This is a genomic window from Kitasatospora sp. NPDC029312, assembly GCF_055569215.1.
Genome location: NZ_JBVHXY010000011.1, coordinates 100,730 through 118,238, shown reverse-complemented (window position 1 = coordinate 118,238; position 17,509 = coordinate 100,730). Strand labels below are relative to the sequence as shown.

17 protein-coding genes are annotated in these 17,509 nt (G+C 75.3%); 9 read left to right on the top strand and 8 right to left on the bottom strand.

What is annotated here, in order from left to right:
- The first annotated feature begins 4 nt into the window (after positions 1 to 4).
- The 6 genes from ACZ4WV_RS12135 to ACZ4WV_RS12110 are packed head-to-tail and all read left to right on the top strand — an operon-like array spanning position 5 to position 7,383.
- The gene (locus tag ACZ4WV_RS12135) at positions 5 to 1,456 is read left to right on the top strand and encodes a KamA family radical SAM protein (RefSeq protein ID WP_465745489.1); all 1,452 of its coding nucleotides are present in this window, start codon (positions 5 to 7) and stop codon (positions 1,454 to 1,456) included.
- Complete coding sequence (locus tag ACZ4WV_RS12130; RefSeq protein WP_465745487.1) at positions 1,453 to 2,520, top strand: ATP-grasp domain-containing protein; 1,068 nt, start codon at positions 1,453 to 1,455, stop codon at positions 2,518 to 2,520. The genes ACZ4WV_RS12135 and ACZ4WV_RS12130 overlap by 4 nt, the downstream gene beginning before the upstream one ends.
- Complete coding sequence (locus ACZ4WV_RS12125; protein ID WP_465745485.1) at positions 2,517 to 3,743, top strand: phenylacetate--CoA ligase family protein; 1,227 nt, start codon at positions 2,517 to 2,519, stop codon at positions 3,741 to 3,743. Before ACZ4WV_RS12130 ends, ACZ4WV_RS12125 begins: the two co-directional genes overlap by 4 nt.
- Complete coding sequence (locus tag ACZ4WV_RS12120; protein ID WP_465745483.1) at positions 3,740 to 5,188, top strand: MFS transporter; 1,449 nt, start codon at positions 3,740 to 3,742, stop codon at positions 5,186 to 5,188. The genes ACZ4WV_RS12125 and ACZ4WV_RS12120 overlap by 4 nt, the downstream gene beginning before the upstream one ends.
- Positions 5,185 to 6,096, top strand: coding sequence for an SDR family NAD(P)-dependent oxidoreductase (locus ACZ4WV_RS12115; protein ID WP_465745481.1), 912 nt, complete (start codon positions 5,185 to 5,187; stop codon positions 6,094 to 6,096). Before ACZ4WV_RS12120 ends, ACZ4WV_RS12115 begins: the two co-directional genes overlap by 4 nt.
- 27 nt (positions 6,097 to 6,123) lie before the next feature.
- Complete coding sequence (locus ACZ4WV_RS12110) at positions 6,124 to 7,383, top strand: phenylacetate--CoA ligase family protein (RefSeq protein WP_465745479.1); 1,260 nt, start codon at positions 6,124 to 6,126, stop codon at positions 7,381 to 7,383.
- A gap of 19 nt (positions 7,384 to 7,402) precedes the next feature.
- Here the strand turns inward: ACZ4WV_RS12110 and paaI are convergent, their stop codons facing one another.
- The 8 genes from paaI to ACZ4WV_RS12070 all read right to left on the bottom strand — a co-directional run bounded on the left by paaI (position 7,403) and on the right by ACZ4WV_RS12070 (position 14,648).
- Complete coding sequence (gene paaI / locus ACZ4WV_RS12105) at positions 7,403 to 7,813, bottom strand: hydroxyphenylacetyl-CoA thioesterase PaaI (RefSeq protein ID WP_465745477.1); 411 nt, start codon at positions 7,811 to 7,813, stop codon at positions 7,403 to 7,405.
- A gap of 60 nt (positions 7,814 to 7,873) precedes the next feature.
- Positions 7,874 to 8,596 carry a response regulator gene (locus tag ACZ4WV_RS12100; RefSeq protein WP_465745475.1) on the bottom strand — a complete coding sequence of 241 codons (723 nt, stop codon included), beginning with the start codon at positions 8,594 to 8,596 and terminating at the stop codon, positions 7,874 to 7,876.
- A gap of 256 nt (positions 8,597 to 8,852) precedes the next feature.
- Positions 8,853 to 9,725, bottom strand: coding sequence for a virginiamycin B lyase family protein (locus ACZ4WV_RS12095; protein ID WP_465745473.1), 873 nt, complete (start codon positions 9,723 to 9,725; stop codon positions 8,853 to 8,855).
- A 96-nt stretch (positions 9,726 to 9,821) separates the two neighbouring features.
- Complete coding sequence (locus ACZ4WV_RS12090; RefSeq protein WP_465745471.1) at positions 9,822 to 10,913, bottom strand: AI-2E family transporter; 1,092 nt, start codon at positions 10,911 to 10,913, stop codon at positions 9,822 to 9,824.
- Between the two features lie 85 nt (positions 10,914 to 10,998).
- Positions 10,999 to 12,120 (bottom strand): winged helix DNA-binding domain-containing protein, encoded by a 1,122-nt coding sequence (locus tag ACZ4WV_RS12085; RefSeq protein WP_465745469.1) that lies wholly within the window; start codon positions 12,118 to 12,120, stop codon positions 10,999 to 11,001.
- Complete coding sequence (locus ACZ4WV_RS12080) at positions 12,117 to 12,872, bottom strand: glycerophosphodiester phosphodiesterase (RefSeq protein WP_465745467.1); 756 nt, start codon at positions 12,870 to 12,872, stop codon at positions 12,117 to 12,119. The genes ACZ4WV_RS12085 and ACZ4WV_RS12080 overlap by 4 nt, the downstream gene beginning before the upstream one ends.
- Before the next feature lie 73 nt (positions 12,873 to 12,945).
- Positions 12,946 to 13,362: a TOBE domain-containing protein gene (locus ACZ4WV_RS12075; protein ID WP_465745465.1), complete on the bottom strand. Its 417-nt coding sequence runs from the start codon at positions 13,360 to 13,362 to the stop codon at positions 12,946 to 12,948.
- A 101-nt stretch (positions 13,363 to 13,463) separates the two neighbouring features.
- The gene (locus ACZ4WV_RS12070) at positions 13,464 to 14,648 is read right to left on the bottom strand and encodes an ROK family transcriptional regulator (protein WP_465745463.1); all 1,185 of its coding nucleotides are present in this window, start codon (positions 14,646 to 14,648) and stop codon (positions 13,464 to 13,466) included.
- A gap of 164 nt (positions 14,649 to 14,812) precedes the next feature.
- Between ACZ4WV_RS12070 and ACZ4WV_RS12065 the strand changes: the two genes are divergently transcribed.
- The 3 genes from ACZ4WV_RS12065 (at position 14,813) to ACZ4WV_RS12055 (ending at position 17,492) form a co-directional block, all read left to right on the top strand.
- Positions 14,813 to 16,045 (top strand): MFS transporter, encoded by a 1,233-nt coding sequence (locus tag ACZ4WV_RS12065; protein WP_465745461.1) that lies wholly within the window; start codon positions 14,813 to 14,815, stop codon positions 16,043 to 16,045.
- A 118-nt stretch (positions 16,046 to 16,163) separates the two neighbouring features.
- Positions 16,164 to 16,931: a TVP38/TMEM64 family protein gene (locus ACZ4WV_RS12060; RefSeq protein ID WP_465745459.1), complete on the top strand. Its 768-nt coding sequence runs from the start codon at positions 16,164 to 16,166 to the stop codon at positions 16,929 to 16,931.
- 45 nt (positions 16,932 to 16,976) lie between these two features.
- On the top strand, positions 16,977 to 17,492 hold the full coding sequence (locus tag ACZ4WV_RS12055) for a DinB family protein (protein WP_465745457.1): 516 nt from the start codon (positions 16,977 to 16,979) through the stop codon (positions 17,490 to 17,492).
- Positions 17,493 to 17,509: the final 17 nt, after the last annotated feature.

The window sequence follows — 17,509 nt, the reverse complement described above, 5'->3', positions numbered from 1 at the left end:
CGCCGTGGCCCGCACCGTGCTCCGCCAGCCGTACCAGTACGTGCGGACGGCGCTGATCGAACCGGACTGGCGCCGACTGCCCGGCTGGCGGCAGGTCACCGAGGCGCAGTGGCGCGACGCCCAGTGGCAGCGCGCCCACTCCGTCCAGGGCGCCCGCCAGCTGCGGGCGGTCGTCGGTTCCCTGCTCACCGACCGATTCTACGACGAACTCGCCGCCGACCAGGCCCAGTTCGCCACCATGCCGATACTGCTGCCACCGCAGGTGCTGAACACCATGGCCGCCGACGCCCCGGCCGAACCGCAGGCCTTCACCGAGGCCTTCCTCGCCGACCCGGTGCGCCGCTACATGCTGCCGGTGCGCAGCGACCGCCACCCGCGCTGGCCCAGCCACCCGCTGGCCGAACGAGACTCGCTGCACGAGGCGGACATGTGGGCGGTCGAGGGCCTGACCCACCGCTACCCCACCAAGGTGCTGGCCGAACTGACCGCCACCTGCCCGCAGTACTGCGGCCAGTGCACCCGGATGGACCTGGTCGGCACCTCCACCCCGCAGGTGGCCAAGACCCGGCTGCTGCTGCGCCCCGCCGACCGGCAGGAGCAGATGCTCGACTACCTCAAGCGGACCCCCTCGGTGCGCGACGTGGTGGTCTCCGGCGGCGACCTCGCCAACGTGCCCTGGCCGCGCCTGGAGTCCTTCCTGCTGCGGCTGCTGGACCTCGGCACGGTGCGCGACATCCGGCTGGCCAGCAAGGCCGTGGTGGGCCTGCCACAGCACTGGCTCCAGCCCACGGTCCTGGAGGGCGTGGCGAGGGTCGCCGGGATCGCCGCCCGCCGCGCCGTCAACCTCGCGGTGCACACCCACGCCAACCACGTCCGGTCGGTCACCCCGCTGGTGGCCGAGGCGGCGCGGGCGCTGCTGGACGCGGGCGTGCGCGACGTGCGCAACCAGGGCGTGCTGATGCGCGGCGTCAACGACACCCCGGTGGACCTGCTGGACCTGTGCTTCGCGCTCCAGGGCGAGGCGAACGTCCTGCCGTACTACTTCTACCTCTGCGATGTCGTGCCGGGCGCCGAGCACTGGCGCACCCCGCTGCACCGGGCGCAGTACCTCCAGGAGGCGATCATGGGCTACCTGCCCGGCTATGCGACGCCCCGCCTGGTCTGCGACGTCCCGCGCGTCGGCAAGCGCTGGGTGCACCAGGCGGTGGAGTACGACCGCGAGCGCGGCATCTCGTACTGGACCAAGAACTACCGCACCAGCTTGGACGCCGGCGAGACCACCGAAGCCGATGAGACCGGCGAGGCCTGCGAGGCCGCCGCGGCCGGCGACGGCGGCCCGCAGGCCGCGCTCGCCCGGCGCCACCCCTACTACGACCCGGTGGACACCCTCCCCGAGGCCGGCCGCCGCTGGTGGGCCGGATCGTCCGCCGCACCCGCACCGCGAGGAGCCCGATGAGCACCCCCGACCCGGCCGGCGGACTGCGCCGGCTGTGCTGGATCTTCCCCGACCGGGAGTCCTCCCGGATGGCCGAGATGTGGCACGGCTTCTTCTGGGACCTGTACGCCGAGAGCGCCGCCGACCTCGGCCTGCGCTGGAGCCGGCACGCCCCGGACGCGGTCACCGTGGACGCCACCGCCCCCGGCCGCCCCCGGGTGTACGTGGACGAGGAGCCGGTGACCCCTGAGGACACCCTGTTCATCACCGCGCTCTACTCGCTGCCGTACCAGTCGATGGACGTCTTCAACCAGTACGCGCTCTACGCGGTGCTCGAACAGGCCGGCTTCTACCTGCCGTTCCCTCCGCAGGTGTCGCTGATCGGCAACGACAAGCTGGCCACCCTGCTGTTCCTGGCCGGCTCCCCGGTGCCCACCGTCCCGACCGTGCGGATCGGCACGGGCCGGGACATCAGCAAGCACGTCTACGAGGTCGCGCTCGGGTCCATGACCTACCCGGCGATCGTCAAACCGGCCGGCTGGTGCGGCGGTGGCGGGATCAACCTGGCCCGCGGCCCCGAGGACGTCCGGGGCCTGGCCAGCCTCGCCCAGGGCGGCGACACCACCCTGGTGATCCAGCCCTACCTGGGCGACGGCACCATCGACTACCGGGTGTACGTGGTCGACGGCCGGCCGTACGCGGTGATGAAGCGCACCCCCGAGCCCGGCTCGCCGGTCGCCAACGCCAGCCGCGGCGGCACCATGGAGTTCCCCCCGGTGCCGCCCGAACTCGCCGCCGCCACCGCCTGGTTCGCGGAACGGCTGCCGATCCCGTTCTTCTGCGTCGACTTCCTGTACGACGGCGAACGGTACTGGTTCTCCGAGCTGGAACCGGACGGCGTGATCGCCCCGGACCTCGCCGACCCGGACCGCGCCCTCCAGCGCGACGTCACCCGCGCCCGCTTCGCCGCCTACCGGGACGGCCACGCCAAGTGGCTGGCCGACGGCGGCCGCCCGCTCACCCTCGACCTCGGCCCCCGCGCCGCTGCCGCCCTCAGCTCCGACCACCGGACGGACCCCCGATGACCGCCTTCTCACTCGCCCCCGAGGCCGCCGCGCCCCGGCTGCACGCGGCCCGGCGCACCCTGGAGCGGCTGCGGTCCGTCCCCGGCCTCGCCCCGCGCTACCCGGACCACCTCGGCGCCGAATCCCTCGACCGGCTCGCCGAACTCCCGCCGCTGGCCAAGGACGACCTCAACACCGCCCTCGCCCACCTGGAACCGGCCGCCGAGCAGTCCGCCACCTGGCTGTTCCAGAGCGGCGGCAGCACCGGCGCCCCGAAGGTCGGCTACGCCCCCAGCGGCTTCTACATGGCGGGCGTGCACGCCCACTGGCAGCCGCTCGACCGCACCGACGTCTTCGTCAACGCCTGGGGCGCCGGCCGGATGTGGGGCGCGCACTTCCTCGCCGCCGCACTCGCCGACCTGTCCGGCTGCCGGATCATCGCGCTCGGCTCGGTCGCCAAGGAGGAGTACGGGGACTGGCTGGCCTTCCTGGCCGCACGCCGGGTGACGGCCATCGGCGGCACCCCCAGCGTGCTGCGGCTCTGGTTCGCGCACGCCCGCGCCACCGGGGTCGAACTGCCGTCGCTGCGCAAGGTGTTGTGGCTCGGCGAGGCCTGGCAGCCCCAACTGGAGGAGGATCTGGCCGCAGTGGCGCCGCAGGCCCGGCGCTGGGGCATGTTCGGCAGCACCGAGACCTGGGTGGTGGGCACCAACACTCCGCAGTGCCCGGCGGACGTCTTCCACCCGCTGCCCGACCAGCTGGTGCACGCCGACGCCGACGGCCTGCTGGACTTCACCACCCTCAACCCCGAGATGCTCAACCCGGTGCTGCGCTACCGCACCGGCGACGCGGGCGAGTTGGCCCCCTGCCCGTGCGGGCGGCCGGAGCCGGCGATGCGCGTCCTGGGCCGGCGCGACAGCGTCGTCCAGGTGCGCGGCCTCGGGCTGGACGTGGACGAGCTGATCGCCCGGGCGGAGCGCGAGCCGGGGGTGGCCCGGGCGCAGGTGGTGCTCACCGAACGGGGCGGCCGGGCCACCGGCCTCGACCTGCTGGTGCTGGCCGCCGGCCCCGACGCGGCGCCGGACGTCGAGCGGCTGCGCAAGGAACTGTTCACGGCCACCTTCACCCTCAGCACCGCCTTCCAGCACGACCCCCGGTCCTTCCGGGTGCGCCCGGTGGACGAGCTGGTCAGCAACGGGCGCACCGGCAAGACCGCCGCCCTGGTCCGCCGGGAGGAGTCATGACGGCGGACTCCGCCCAGGCCGGCCCCACGAAGGACCACCCGGCGCAGCCCGACCCGACGAAGGCCGGCCTGCCGACGGCCGACCTGACGAAGCCTGACCCGACGAAGACCGACGCCGAGGGCCCGGCGCGCCCCGCCCCGCTCGGCCGCAGCTTCTCCCTCTTCTGGGCCGGACAGACCGTCAGCCTGGTCGGCGACAAGGTCACCGTGTTCGTCGTCCCGACCCTGATGATCTTCGTGCTGCACGCCTCCGCCCTCCAGGTGGGCGTGGTCGCGATGGCCCAGTACCTCGGCATCCCGCTGCTCGGGCCGATCGCCGGGGTGCTGGTCGACCGCTGGGACAAGCGCCGCACGATGCTCGCCTGCGACCTGGTCCGGCTGGCCGCGGTCGCGGCGATCCCGTTCGCGTACGCGCTGGGCGTCCTCTCCACCCCGCTGCTGTTCGGCTGCGTGGCCGTCATCAGCGGCGCGACGATCTTCTTCAACGTCGGCTACCTGGTCGCCGTCCCCGCCGTGGTGCCGCCGGACGGCATGGTCCGCGCCTATTCGCGGCTGGAGGGCAGCGGTTCGGTCTCCGAGGTCGCCGGGCCGTCCATCGCCGCCGCCCTGTACAGCGCGCTCGGCGTGGCGGCCCTGCTGGTCGACGCCGCCAGCTACCTGGTCTCGGCGGTCTGCTTCCGCTGGATGCGGCCCTGGGGCGAGCCGACGGTCGAGGAGGGCTCGATCCGGGAGCGGCTGACCCGCGGCTTCCGGCTCAACTGGGCCGACCCGGTGCTGCGCCGGGTGGTGCTGGCGGCCGTGACCCTCAACTGCGGCGGGCCGGTCTTCGTCACCGTGCTGCCCGTCCTCGCCTACCGCGGCCTGGGGGTGGAGGTCGGCGTCTTCGGCGCGGCCATGTCGGTCGCCGCGCTCGGCGCCCTGGCCGGGGCCGTGGTCGCGCCCCGGCTCGCCGGGCGGTTCGGCCCGGGCCGGACGATGGCCTGGTCGCTGCTGCTGCACTGCCTGGTCGGCCTCGGCGTGCTCGCCGCCCCCGCGCTGCCGGCCGGGCCGGTGATCGCGGTGACCATGGGCTGCTACGGCTTCTTCATGTCCTGTATCAACGTGTGCAGCGCACCCACCCGGCAGTCCCGGATGTCCGCGCGCAACCAGGGGGTGATGCACGCCGCCTTCCGGACCGTCACCTGGGGGGTGATCCCGCTGGCCGCGCTGGTCGGCGGCCTGGCCGTCTCCCTGCTCACCGGACCGCTCGGCATCCTGGACGCCGCCCGGGCGGTGATGGCCGGCGGCACCCTGCTCGCCGCCTGCTCCTTCCTCCCCGCCCTCGGCCTCCAGCCGCTGCTGGACGCCGCCGCGCGCGACGAGGCCGCCACCGGGGCCGCCACCGGGCACGACGGCGCCGGGCACGACGGCGCCGGCCCCGAACCGCTCACGGAGGACGCCGAGTGAACGACCCCGGCCGACACCAGCTCACCGACCCGGTCGGACGGGTCCTGCTGATCACCGGCACCTCCTCCGGCATCGGCCTCGCCACCGCCGTCGCCGCGGCCCGGGCCGGGTACACCACGGTCGCCACGATGCGCGACCCCGCCCGGGCCGGGGCGCTGCGCAGCGCCGCCGGGGCGGCCGGGACCGCCGTGGACGTCCGCCGACTGGACGTCACCGACGCCGAGTCGGTCACCGACTGCCTGGACGCCGTGCGGTGGACGTACGGGCGACTGGACGCCGTCGTCAACAACGCGGGCGTCTCCAACTCCGACCCCACCCTGGAGATGTCCACCGACGCGGCGCTGCGCGCCAACCTGGACGTCAACTTCTTCGGCGTCGTCACGGTCAGCCGGGCCGCGATGCCGCTGCTGCGCGCCGCCGGCGGCCGGCTGCTTACCGTCGGCAGCGTGCACGGCGTGATCGGCCAGCCGTTCAACGAGGCCTACTGCGCCGCCAAGTTCGCCGTCGAGGGGTTCATGGAGGCGCTCGCCCCGGTCGCCGCGGCGCACGGTGTCCGGGTCTCGGTGGTGGTGCCGGGCTTCGTCCCCGACACCGAGTTCGGGGTCTTCCCCGACATCGACCGGACCACCATCCAGGCCGCCTCCGGCCCGTACGCGCCGACCTTCGCCGGCTACCTGGACTGGGTCGGCGGCCAGGGCTGGGAGTCGGCCGGCCAGCCGGCCCGGGAGGTCGCCGAGGTCGTGGTGCGGACCCTGCGCGAGCGGCGGCCGCCGTTCCGGGTGCCCGCCAACGCGTGGGCCGCCGACTACCTGGCCGCCAAGCTCGCCGACCCCGACGGCTCCGCCGTCCAGGCCCTCGCCCGGACCTGGCTCGGGGCGGCCGCACCCACCTCCCGTCCCGCCCCCTGAACCGCCTCCCGACCCACGGAGCCCCCCATGCCCACCAAGCCCCTGGCCGAGCTGATCCGGTTCGCCCGCGCCAACTCGCCGTTCTACGCCGAGCTCTACCGGGACCTGCCGTCCGCCGTCGACCGGCTCGAACAGCTCCCCGTGATCGACCAGACCGCGTTCTGGGCCGCCAACACCTGGCCCGACAACCGGGTGCTGACCGGCCCGCTCACCGACGCCGGCGTCTACCGGACCGGCGGCACCACCGGCGTCCCCAAGTTCTCGCCCTGGACCCGCACCGAACACGCCGACTCGGTGACCGCCTTCGGCGCCGGGCTCGTCCGGGCCGGTCTGCGGCCCGGGCACCGGGTGGCCAACCTCTTCACGGCCGGCGAACTCTACGGCGGCTTCCTCTACATCGAGAACGCCCTGCACCACGCACCGGTGGACAACGTCCGCCTCGCCGTCGGCGGCGCCGCCCCGAACGGGTACATCGCCGACCTGATCGCCGGTTTCGGCGTGCACGTCCTGGCCGGCGAGCCGATGAAGCTCAGCGCCGTCGCCGAGTGCCTGATCGCCCGCGGCGAGCGCGCCGACGGGGTGGAGCTGCTGCTGTTCGGCGGCGACCTGCTCTTCGCCGACCTGCGCCCGCTGCTCGCCCGGGCCTTCCCGAAGGCGGCCGTCGCCTCGGTCGGCTACGCCTCCAACGACGCCGGGCTGGTGGGCGCGCCCGTCCCCGGCGGCGACGTCCGGGTCCACGAGGCCTTCGCCGACCGCACGGTGGTGGAACTGCTCGACGAGGTGACCGGCGAGGTCGTCACCGCCCCCGGCACGCCCGGCCGCGTGGTGGTCACCAACCTGTTCCGCACCCTGATGCCGATCCTGCGCTACCCGACCGGCGACCGCGCCGAGTGGGTGGACGGCGAGCGCCGCCGCTTCCGCCTGCTCGGCCGCTCCAGCGAGGGCGCCCGGGTCGGCACCGTCGCCCTGCCCACCGAGGAGGTGCGGGCCGTGCTGATCGCCGCCGACCCGGGCCGGCACATCGCCGGGATGCAGCTGGTGCAGCGGCGCTGGGACGGCCGGGACGGCCTGGTCCTGCGGCTCGGCTACGTCGAGCAGCCGCCGCCCGCCGACCTCGCCGGCCGGCTCGTCGACGCGGTGTACACGGCCCTGCCGCTCTACCCGTCCGAGGCCGCCCTCGGCAGCATCCACCCCCTCACGGTGGAGTGGGTGCCGCGCTCGCAGCTGGTGACCAACCCGCGCACCGGCAAGCTCCAGCAGGTCCTGGACGAGCGTCCGCGGGAATGAGCCGGGCGGGGCCGGCCGCTCAACCGGCCTGCGGCCGGCCCCCGATGACGACGCTCTGCCCGCGGAACTCGGCGATCACCCGGCCGTCCGCCCGGCGCACCGTCACGTCGTAGATCCCGCTGCGCCCGGCCCGCGAGCGCTCCACCGCCTCGGCGACCAGCTCGTCCCCGACGGCCGCCGGGGCCAGGAAGGCCACCTGCGCCGCCTGGGCGACGGTCACCGGGCCGTGGCTGTTGCAGGCGTACGAGAACGCGGCGTCGGCCAGCAGGAAGAGGAAGCCGCCGTGCGCCGTGCCGTGCCCGTTGACCATCGTCGCGGCCACCGTCATCCGCATCACCGCGCGTCCGGCGGACGCCTCCTCCAGGGCGATGCCCAGCGTCCGGCTGGTCTCGTCGCGCTCGTACAGCGCGGCGATCACGGGGTCGAACATGGCGTCGCGGTCCCTCCGTCGGCGGTGTCCGGCCCAGCGTAGGGGACGGGCCGCCTCCGGTCACCGGCCGGACGGGGCCGACCGCAGCACGGACGGCTGCGCGGTGGCGGCCTGACGCCGTTCGGTGGCGATCAGCGCCGCCTGCACCCGGCGCTCCACGCCGAGCTTGGCGAGCAGCCGGGAGACGTGGTTCTTCACCGTCTTCTCGGCGAGGTAGAGCCGCGCGCCGATCTGCCGATTGGTCAGGCCCTCCCCGATCAACGCCAGCACCTCCTGCTCGCGTGCCGTCAGCCCCGGCCCGACGGGGGCCGCCGGGGCGGGTTCGGCGTCACTGCGCAGGCGGTTGAGCAGTCGGGTGGCCGCACCGGGGTCGAGCATCGAGCGGCCGGAGGCGACGGTGCGGACGGCGGCGACCAGGTCGGTGCCGCTGATCTGCTTCAGCACGTACCCGGCGGCGCCCGCCATCACGGCGTCCAGCAGCGCCTCCTCGTCGTCGAAGGAGGTCAGCATCAGACAGGCCAGGCCGGGCAGCCGCGAGCGCAGCTCACGGCAGACCGTCACCCCGTCCCCGTCGCCCAGGCGGACGTCCAGCACGGCGACGTCGGGCCGCAGCGCCGGCACCCGCGCCAGCGCCTGCTCGGCGGTCGCCGCCTCACCGACCACCTCCAGGTCCGGTTCGCCGTCCAGCAGGTCGTGCACCCCGCGACGCACCACCTCGTGGTCGTCCAGCAGGAACACCCGGACCGGTGCCGAGTCCTCGGTACCCGCCGCCTTGGTCGCCATCGTTCGGCTCCACCTTCGTCACCCCCGCACGCTCCCAGCGGGGCCCAGGGCATCATCTCCCGCCCCCGGGCGGGCGCCCAGGGCCGAACGACCCCATCCGCGGTCGGCGCTGACGCCCCCTCGGGCGCGTCAGCGACCCCAGCGCCGCACCTTCCGCAGTCCCAGCAGCAGGAACACCAGTGCCACCGCCGCCCCGCCGGCCGGGCCGAACCGGCCCATGCCCGGCGGCCCCGGCGCTCAGCCCGTCAGCCGGCGCTCAGCCGGCCAGCCGGGCGATCTGGCCGCGTTCCAGGGCCGCGTACACCGCGCCGTCCGGGCCGACGGCGATGCCGTGCGGCTCGGCGCCCGGGCCGGGGATCTGGTACCCGTCCAGCCGTCCGTCCGGGGCCAGCACCCCGATCCGGCCCGCGCCCCACTCGGTGAACCACAGCCGCCCGGCCGGGTCGGCGGCGATCGCGTGCGGCTTGGCGGCCCGGTCGGCCAGCGGGTACTCCGTCACCCGCCCGTCCACGGTGATCCGCCCGACCAGGCCGCCGCCGATGCCCACGTACCAGAGCGCGCCGTCCGCCCCGGCCGTGATCCCGACCGGCGCGGTGCCCTCGGTCGGCAGCCGGTGGACGGTCACCGCGCCGTCGACGTCCACCCGGGCGACGGCGTCCGCCTGGTTGAGCGTGCACCACAGCGCGCCGTCCGCCCCGGCGGTGATCAGTGAGGGGAACGCCCCGGCCAGCGGCAGCGGGTGGTCCGTCACCTCCCCGTCCACGGTGATCCGCCCGATCCGGTCGACGTTCAGCTCGGTGAACCAGAGTGCCCCGTCGGGCCCGGACGCGATCCCGTACGGTCCGGCGTTCTCGGTCGCCACCCCGTACGAGGCCACCTCCCCGTCCACGGTGATCCGCCCGATCCGGTGGTCCCGCATCCGGCTGAACCAGAGCGCCCCGTCCGGCCCCACGGTCAGCACCGAAGGCCCGCACCCCGGCGCTCCCAGCGTGAACCGCCGGACCTCCCCGTCCCCGGACAGCCGCCCGATCTCCCCGGCGTGCACCAGCGTGAACCACACACCCCCGTCGGGGCCCACGGCCACCCCGTACGGCCCGGCCCCGGCTTCCGCCACCTCGAACAGTTCCATCCACACCCCTCGGACACTATTGCGACCTCCGTCGCGTTAGAGATCCTGCCACGCCCCCCGACCCGCCGGCAACCGGATGGGCCACCCCCGGGCCCACTACTCCCCCTGCTCCGCCGGCTGCGCCAGCCCCCGCAGGACCGAGACGACACCCGTGGCCGCCGCGCAGACCGGGACGGCGAGCAGGGCACCGATGATGCCCGCGATGCCGGAGCCGGCCACCACGGCGACCATGATCGTCGCCGGGTGGAGCTCGACCGTGCGGCTCTGGATGACGGGCTGCAGGATGTTGCCCTCGATCATCTGGACCGTCAGCACCACGCCGAGCGCCCACAGCGCCGTACCGAGACCGCCGTCGGCGAGGGCGACCAGGACGGCCACCGTGCCGGACAGGAAGGCCCCGACGAACGGGATGTACGCGCCCAGGAAGACCAGCGCGCCCAGCCCCGGGGCGCCGGGCACGCCGAGGGCGACCAGGCCGACGGTGATGAAGCCGGCGTCGATCAGGGCGATCAGCGAGGTGCCGCGCATGAAGCCGGCCATCGCCTCGAAGGCGCGCTCGGCACAGGCGACCACCGTCTCGGCGCCGCGCCCGGGCAGGTGGGAACGGATGGCGTCACCGGTGCGGTGGCCGTCCCGGAGGAAGAAGAAGACCAGGGCCAGGGCCAGCACCCCGCCGGTGATCAGCTGGGTGAGCAGGCCCAGGCCGGAGAGCACGCTGCCGGTGAGGGTGGAGACCAGCGAGTTGGTCTCGCCCTTGGCGTTGCTCAGGGCGTGCTGGACCTTCTGCCCGAACGGGCCCAGCCAGTCGGCCAGCCGCCTGCCCGCCGCCGGGAGCGAGGTGGCGATCTGCGGGGCGCTGTGCACCAGGGAGTTGACCAGCAGCACGATCACCCCGGCCACCGCGGCGACCAGCACCACGCAGGTCAGCCCGGCCGCCAGGCCGCGGCTGACGCCCCGCCGGACCAGCCAGGGCACCACGGGGTACAGCAGCGAGGTCCCGAGCAGCGCCAGGATGAACGGCACGGTCGCCGCCCGCAGCTCGACCAGCGCGAACACCGCCAGCGAACCGACGGTGATCAGCAGGATCACCGCCACCGACCAGGCCGCCGCCCGCCGCACCGCCGGCGGCAGCATCAGGTACGGCCGACGGTGGTCGGGTCGGGCACCGGGCGGGCGCTCCGGGGACACGGCCACCTCCGCCGGGGGTCGTCGTTGAGTCCGAACCGACCCATCTCAGCAGAGAACGTGACGATCTGCCCGTTTTGCGGACCGGCTACTCCGCCGCCTCGATCCGCACCACCGCATCCCCGCCCGTCCCCCCGCCCGCGTTCCTGTTCCGATCCTGGTCCGCGAAGGCCAGCACCCGCCGTGCCTCCGCCTCCGCCGCCTCCCGGTCGGCCCGCGCCAACCGTACGAAGGGCTGGACGACGACCTCCCGCTCCCCCGTCAGCCGCCAGACCCCGGCGACCAGCCCGTCCACCAGCAGGGTGCCGGGCACGAGGCCGTTCCTGCTCATCACCCGCGCCCGGTACTCCTCCGGCAGCACCCGGCCGCGGTCGGCGTGCGAGAGCAGCAGGTTGTCGAAGGGCGCGACCAGCCGCACCGGCGCCGGCACGTCCGGCTCCGGCCGGGGCGCGTCCGGCAGGTCGTACAGCACCCGGCCCTGCTCGTCCCGGAAGGTCAGCAGCCCCGGCGCGAGCCGCCGCAGCACCGGGCCGAGCCCGGCGAGGCCGCACCACTTCTTCAGGTCCGCGGCGCCGGCCGGGCCGTAGGCCGCCAGGTAGCGCAGCACCAGGTCGTCCGGCGCGGGCGCCGGGTCCATCGGGCGGCCGAGCCAGGCCTCGGCGGTGGTGTGCGCGGCCGGTCCGCTGCGCCCCCACAGGCCGCGCGGCGGCACCTGGACCAGCGGCAGCAGGCACCGCGCCGCCTGGGCCAGCGCGGCCGGGTCGCGATCCGGCCGGCTCGCGGCCAGCAGGGCGCCGAGCTGTTGGAAGGTGCGCGGCTCCTCCTCGACCAAGTCCCGGGCCTCGGCGGCCAGCACCCCGAGGTCCAGCCCGGCCAGCTGTTTGCCGAAGGTGGTGCGCAGCGCCTGGTCCAGGACGGGCTGGAGCAGCGGGCGCAGGGTGCGGCAGTCCTCGGCGGTGACCAGGTGGATGGTGCCGCGCTGGAGGGCGATCCGGACCACCGCCCGCTGCTCGATCAGCGCGCTCAGGTCCGCCGCCGCGAAGCCGTCCAGCCGGGAGAGCAGCCCGAGGTAGGGCGGCTGCGGCACGGCCTGGGCCTGGAGTCCGCCGAGGTGGTGGATCAGCTCGACGGGCTCCGCGGCGGTGCGGGCGAGCAGGTGCTGACGGGCGAGTAGGGCCCGGCCGAGCGCCCGGTTGCCGAGGACCGTCACCGGCGGCCGTCCAGCACCGTGCGCAGCAGGGAGACCCGGTTGGTGGTGATGGAGTCGACCCCGGTGTCGCGCAGCCGGCGCATGGTGCGCCGCAGGTCGGCCGTCCAGGTGGAGACGGCGAGGCCGGCGTCCGCCGCGGCGGCCACGAAGTCGGGGGTGACGAGCCCGAACGGCGGGTTGAGGAAGGCCGGGCGCAGGTCGGCCAGCAGGGCGGGGGCGGGCAGCCGGGGCTGCTTCCAGGTGAGCGCGATCGAGGCGTCGGGGGAGAGTTCGCGCACGGCGAGCATGGCGGTGACGTGGCCGCAGAAGGCGACCAGCGGCTCCGCGCCGAGCCCGGTGACGACGGACCAGGTGGCGGCGGCCGGCCCGGGTTCGTCCAGGTCGATCAGCAGCCGGGGGCCGTTCGCGGCCGCGACGCTCTTGATCGCCTCGGCGAGGGTGGGGATCGCCAGCTCGCCCTGGCGCAGCTCGTCCAGCTGCTCGACGGTGAGCCGGTCGACGGCGCGCTGGTCGCCCCAGAGCCGCTCCAGGGTGCGGTCGTGGAGCAGCACGGGCACCTGGTCGCGGCTGAGCTGGACGTCCACCTCGACGGCGTCGGCCCCGGCGGCGAGCGCGGACTCGATCGAGGGGATGGTGTTCTCGCGGTACCGGTACGGGTCGCCGCGGTGGGCGACGGCGAGCACCGGGCGGCGGTCGGCGGGCACGGAGGCGGAGGCGGGGGCGGAGGCGGAGGCGGTACGGGCGGGGCTCATCACATCAGTCCAGGAGGGCCGGGGTCGGTGGCGGAGGTTCTCGCCGGGCAGGGTGGGGCTCGGCAGGCAGAGGCTAGCGCCGTTCGATCATCACGTTGGTCGACTTGATGACCGCGGTGGCCGGTGCGCCCGGGACCAGGTTCAGCTCCTCCGCCGACTCCCGGCTGATCAGCGACACCACCCGGAACGGCCCGGCCTGCACCTCCACCTGGGCGGCCACGTCGCCGAGCACCACGTCGGTGACGATCCCGGGGAACCGGTTGCGGGCGGAGGACGGCCGCCCCTCGGCCTCGGCGACCTCCGGCCGGGCCAGTTCGCGGGCGAAGGCGGCCAGCTCGGCGCCGGCGATGATCCGGTGCCCGTGCTCGTCCCGCACGGCGGCGACCTTCCCCGCGTCGACCCAGCGCCGCATGGTGTCCGCGCTGACGCCGAGCAGCGCCGCCGCCTCGCCGATGCGGTACGGGTTGACCGGCGGCCCGGGCTGGCCCATGTGCGACTCCTGACGATGGTTCGGGATGCGGTGGACGTGGGGGGGGGCCACGCGCCCCCGCCGCCATCCTGCCGCACCGGGGACACCGACCGGAAACGCCCCTACGGTTCGCCGAACAGGTCCCGCCGGACCGCGTCCCCCGCGGTGAGGACGGCGCCGGCGAGCACCGCGCCGCCACCCGCCGTACCGGCCCGCACCTCGGTGTGCAGCGGGGAGAAGCCGGCGAGGCGCCGTTCGACCCGCCCGGCGAGTCCGGCACCGCCGGCCCGGCCGACCTCGCCGCCGAGCACCACGCAGCCGGGGTCGAGCACCACGCAGACGGCGGCCGCACCGAGCGCGATCCGCTCGGCCAGCTCGTCCAGGAACGCTTCGCCCCGGGCCCCGGCGGCGGGCGCGGCGCGCACCACGGCCTCGGCGGCGGCCGCGTCCCCGGCCGGGTCGGCGGGCAGCCCGTGGGCGCGGGCGAGTGCGCAGATCGCCGCGCTGCCGACCAGGCCGTGGAAGCCGCCCTCGCAGCTGTCGGCGCTGGGCAGCCCGGCGGTGCCGGGGACGGGCAGGAAGCAGATCTCGCCGGTGCCGCCGGAGAAGCCACGGCGCAGCCGCCCGTCCAGGATGACGGCGGCGCCGACGCTGTGGCCGAGCCACATCAGGACGAAGGTGTCGCGGTCGCGGGCCGCGCCGACCCGGTACTCGGCCCGGCCGGCCAGGTTGACCTCGTTCTCCAGGATCACCTCGGTGTCGGGCAGCTCCCGCAGGGCGGCGAGCAGTTCGGCGTGCCAGCGGGGGAGCTTGCCGGTGCTGTGCAGGCGCCCGGTGGCGGGGTCGACCAGCCCGGGGGCGCCGACCGCGACGGTGTGCAGCCGGCCGACGCCGGCGCCGCGGGCGGTCTCCAGCAGGGTGGCGACGATGGCCTCGGCGGTGTCGGGTGCGCCGTCGCCCTCAACCGGGACCTCGGCGGTGGCGAGGGTGCGCCCGGCGAGGTCGGCGACGACCAGGCTCGCGCCGCCGGAGCGGACGTCGAAGGCGGCGATGTGGGCGCGGGAGGCGACCAGCGCGTAGACCCTGGCGTTGGGGCCGCGCCGCTGCTCGCCGCGTTCGCCGACGACGGCGACCAGGCCGGTGCGCTGCAGGCGGTCGAGCAGGTCGGCGACGGTCGGCCGGGACAGGCCGGTGAGGTCGCGCAGCTCGGTCGCGGTGAGGGGGCCCTGTTCGAGCAGGAGGTTGAGCGCCAGCCGGTCGTTGATCGCCCGGGCGGTGCTCGGCGTGGCCGTACGCGCGGTGGTCATGGCCGCTCATCCTTCCAGAGTGTTTCTATCAGGGTCCCTTCCTGATAGTTTATCGAACCGTCGGCCGGACGGCCGCGCCCACCGCGCGGACCGCCCGGGCGGCACGTAGACCACCCACAGGGCACCGTCGCGCCCCACCGCGCGCGACCGGGAGGGAATGCCGGATGACCATGACGACACCCGAACCACTCACCGCCCCACGCCGGGCCCGGACGAGCATCGCCCTGGTCTTCGGCGTGCACGGCGCCGTCAGCGGCAGCTTCGTCACCCGCATCCCGTGGATCCAGGACCGCCTGGACCTCTCCCCCGGCCAACTCGGCCTGGCCCTCGTCATGCCCGCCATCGGCTCCTCCCTCGCGATGCCGCTGGCCGGGCGCTTCGTCCACCGCTACGGCGGCCGGGCGGCGGTGCGCGGGCTGATCGCGCTCTGGTGCCTGGCCCTCGCGCTGCCCGCGCTCGCCCCGTCCCTGCCGGTGCTGTGCGCACTGCTGCTGCTGTACGGCGCCACGGCGGGCATGGCGGACGTCGCGATGAACGCCCAGGGGGTGGAGATCGAGGAGCGGCTCGGCCGCTCGATCATGTCCGGGCTGCACGGGATGTGGAGCGCGGGCGGCCTGCTGGCCTCCGGCTTCGGCATCCTGGCCGCCCACCTCGACCTCGACGCCCGGCTCCAGCTGGCCGTCACCGCGCTGGTCCTGCTCGCGCTCGCCCAGCCGATCTGCCGGGGGCTGCCCGAGCTGCGGGCGCCCGAGGAGGCGCAGGCGCCGCCGCACTTCGCCCTGCCGCCGCGCAGCTCACTGGTGATCGGACTGGTCGGCTTCTGCGCGGTGTTCGGCGAGGGTGCCTCGATGGACTGGAGCGGTGTCTACCTGCGCGACATCACCGGCGCCTCGGCCACCGTCGCCGCCGCCTCCTACACCGCCTTCTCGCTGACCATGGCCGTCAGCCGGCTCGCCGGGGACGCGGTGATCCGCCGCCTGGGCGCCGTCCGCACCACCCGGCTGGGCGGAGCGGTCGCCACCGTCGGCGGGCTGCTGGTGGTGGCCGCCGACCACCCGGCGCTGGCCATCCCGGGCTTCGCGCTGATCGGCGTCGGCATCGCGGTGATCGTCCCGCTGGCCTTCGCGGCCGCCGGGCGGATCGGCAACAACCCCAGCCAGGCCATCGCCGGCGTCGCCACCGTCACCTACACCTCCGGCCTGGTCGCCCCCGCCGTGATCGGCGCCCTCGCCCAGGCCACCTCGCTGACCGTCTCCTTCGGCCTGGTCACCCTGCTGGCCTTCGCCCTCCTGCTGAGCGCCGGGGCACTGCGCCGGGCCGAGCCGGACTTCCCCGCCGCGAGGACGACCCCGAAACCGCCGGACCACACCCCCGGCAAGGACCTCTCCGCCCTGTGACGGCCCGCTCCCCGGCCCGTTACGCGGACCCATGCCTCCACCGCCGACCGCCGGACGGCCGCCCGCAGCCCCAGGACCGGCGCGCCGGCGCTGCCCGACAACCGGTTACGCTCGGGCGGTGCCCGAAGCCCTGACCACCTCCCCGGTGCCGAGCGTCGCCGAGAACGCCACCGTGAGCTCCGCCGAGACCGCCCTCGACAGCGACCTCGTGAGCGCCGCCGGGCGGCGGGCCGGGTCGCCCTGGTGGCGGTTCGGCCTGCTGGTGCTGCTGCTGGGGGCCTGCGCCGGGTCGCTGCTGCTGTGGAGCCCGACGGACCTACTCTCCGGCGGCCTCGCGGACCGGATGCCCGGCTACTGGTTCGCCCCGCTGTTCACCGTCGTCTACGCCGTCGGCACCCTCGCCTTCGTCCCGCGCCCCGCGCTCAACGCGGCCGCCGGGCTGCTGCTGGGCATCCAGCAGGGGGTGCTGCTGGCCGTGCTCGGCACCACCCTGGGCGCGGCCGTGGCCTTCGCCCTCGGCCGAGGCCTCGGCCGGGAGGCCCTGAAGCCCTACCTGCGCGGCAAGGTGCTCGGCGCCCTCGACCAGCGCTTCACCGAACAGGGGTTCCGCAGCGTCCTGGTGCTGCGGCTGCTGCCCGGCCTGCCCTTCCAGGCCGGCAACTACGGCGCCGCCTTCTCCGGGGTCCGCTTCCTCCCCTTCCTCCTCGCCACCGCGATCGGCGTGGTACCGACCACCGCGGTCTACGTCACCGCCGCCGCCAGCGCGGACCAGCCCGGCTCGGCGGCGTTCCTGGTCTCGGCCGGGGTGATCGCCCTGCTGGTGCTCGGCAGCCTGGTGGGCCTGGGACGCGCGGCCGCCGCCCGCCGCCGGGCGCGGGCCCGCTGACAAACCGCTCGCGCCACCGGGCCGTCGGGCGCGACGATGGTGACCATGACCGAACCGAACCCGCGGGTGGACCCGCCGATGGCCGCCGACGAGGCCGCCATGCTCACCGCCTGGCTCGACTTCCACCGCAGCACCCTCGCCCTGAAGTGCGAGGGCCTGACGGACGACCAACTGCGGCTGCGTTCCGTCCCGCCGTCCACGCTGTCCCTGCTCGGCCTGGTCCGGCACATGGCCGAGGTCGAACGGCACTGGTTCCAGGGCATCCTGCGCGGCGAGGAGATCACCACCGGCCACTACTGGACCGAGGACGACGAGGACGGCGACTTCGACCACGTCGACACCGCCGATGTCGCCGCCGACTTCGCCACCTGGCGCGCTGAGATCCAGGCCGCCCGGGAGGCCGCGGCGGGCCTGCCGCTGGACACCGTCGGCAAGCGGCCGCGCCGCGGCCAGGAGGTGACGCTCCGCTGGATCCTCGTCCACATGATCGAGGAGTACGCGCGGCACAACGGCCACGCCGACCTCCTGCGCGAACTCATCGACGGCTCCACCGGCGAGTGAAATCGTTTCCGCATTGT